1 protein-coding gene is annotated in these 2,284 nt (G+C 70.7%); it reads right to left on the minus strand.

The genetic code is table 11. The features are described from left to right. The coding region (locus tag ACIQCH_RS38370) for an amino acid adenylation domain-containing protein (protein WP_402589006.1) at positions 1-2,282 on the minus strand (2,282 nt) is incomplete at its 3' end. Between the last annotated feature and the right edge of the window lie 2 nt (positions 2,283-2,284).

The raw sequence follows: 2,284 nt of genomic DNA on the forward strand, positions 1-2,284 counted from the left end.
GGACGGTCCAGGTAGCCGCGGGCCAACCCGGGCCCGGTGATCCACAGCTCGCCCGGCACCCCCACCGGCGCCAGCCCCCCGTGCCGGTCCACCACCAGGTTCATGGTGTTGGAGATCGGCCGGCCGATGGGCATGGAGGTGAGCTCGGGGCCGTCGTCCGTCACGACGAAGCAGGTGGCGAAGACCGTGGCCTCCGTGGGGCCGTACCCGTTGATCAGGGTGGCGGGGGCGTGCGGTCCCGCCATCAGGGCGTCCGCGACCGAGCGGTCGACGGCCTCGCCGCCGTACATCACCGTCTTCATCCCGGCCACCAGGTCCGGGCGCTCGACCACGTGCTGGTTGAACAGCGGGGCCGTCAGCCAGGCGACGGTGACCCGGTCGCGCCGGAACGCGACGGCGAGCGCGTCGGAGTCGCCCAGCTCCTCCTTGTCCACGACCGCGAGGGTCGCGCCCGTGATGAGGGCGCCCCAGCACTCGTAGGTGAAGACGTCGAAGCAGTAGTTGCACGTCTGGGAGACGACGTCGTCGGCCGTGATCGTGTTGAACCAGTTGTTGACCAGGAGGCGGCAGATGGACCGGTGCTCGATCTGGACGCCCTTGGGCGTGCCGGTGGAGCCGGAGGTGTAGATGACGTAGGCGAGGTCACGGGCGCCCGTCGGAGTCACCGGGTTCCCGGAGGGCAGGGCGTCGAGGGGGAGCCGGTCGAGGGCGACCAGCGGGACGGGGGCGTGGTCGAGGCGCGGGGCCAGGTCCGTGTGGGTCAGTACCAGCGGCGTCCCCGACTCCCGCAGCATGAACGAGAACCGGTCCGCCGGGGTGTCGGGATCGAGCGGCACGTACGCGCCGCCGGCCTTGAGGACGGCGAGCAGCGCGGTGATCATGTCGACGCCGCGGTCGAGGCAGATCGCCACGAGGGTGTCGGTGCCCACGCCCCGGTCGATCAGGTGGTGCGCGAGCCGGTTCGCCCGCTCGTTCAGCTCCCGGTACGTGAGCGTGCTGTCGTGGTGGACCACGGCGAGGGCGTCCGGCGTGCGCTCGGCCTGCTGCTCGAAGAGGTGGTGGACGGTGGTGTCGTCGGCGTAGTCGACCGTGGTGTCGTTGAACTCCGCCAGGATCTGGTGCCGTTCGGCATCGGTGAGCAGGCGGACCTCGCCCAGCGGTCGATCCGGGTCGCGGGCGACGTCGGCCAGGGCGGTCACGAAGTGACCGGTCAGCCGCTCGATGGTCGCCGCGTCGAACAGCTCCGTCGCGAACGTGGCCTCGCCCGACAGGCTCCCGTCCGCCTCCTCCGTCAGGAACACCGACACGTCGAACTTAGACGTCCGGTCGGGGGTGGCGAGGAGTTCCACGGTGGTGCCGGGCAGGTGCCAGTCCTGGCCCGGCAGGTTCTGCAGGGCGAACATCGACTGGACGAGGGGGTTGCGGCTGAGGTCGCGCTCGGGGGTGAGCTCCTCGACCAGCCGGTCGAACGGCAGGTCCTGGTGCGCGTACGCGTCCAGCGTCGACTGCCGCACCTGCTCCAGCACCTCCGCGAACGTCGCCTCCGCCGCCAGGTCCGCACGCATCACCAGCGTGTTCACGAAGAACCCGACCAACTCCTCCAACTCCGCCCGGTTCCGACCGGCGATCGGCACGCCCACCGCGATGTCGCTCTGCCCGCTCCACCGCGCCAACACCAGCTGGAACACCGCCAACGTGGTCATGAACAACGACGCGTTGTACCGGGCCGCCAGCTCCCGCAGCGACCCCACCGTCCCCGCCGGCACCGTGAAGGTGCGCGTATCACCCGCTCCTGAGCGCACCCTCGGCCGAGGCCGGTCAGCGGGCAGCTCCAGCGTCTCCAACCCCGCCAACCGCGCCCGCCAATAGTCCAGGTGCCGATCCAGCGCCTCACCCGACAGCTGCTCCTGCTGCCACAGCGCGAAGTCCGCGTACTGGATCGGCAGCTCCGCGAGCCCACCATCACCCGCATAGAGCCGGCGCAGCTCGTCGACGAGGACGCCCATCGACCAGCCGTCCACCACGATGTGGTGCATCGACAACGCCAACAGATGGTCGTCCGCACCCAACCGCACCGTCATCGCCCGCAGCAGCCGACCCGCACCCAGATCGAACGGCCGATGCCCGAACGACTCGACCACCGCCCGCCCGGCACCCAACGGATCCTCCTCGACACTGACGTCCACCTGCTCGACCGCCACCCGCCACGGATCCTCCACCACCTGCACCGGATCACCCTCCGGCCCCGTCGCGAACCGCGTCCGCAGCACCTCGTGCCGCACCA

This window comes from Streptomyces sp. NPDC093225, from assembly GCF_044753805.1.
Classification (GTDB): Bacteria; Actinomycetota; Actinomycetes; order Streptomycetales; family Streptomycetaceae; genus Streptomyces.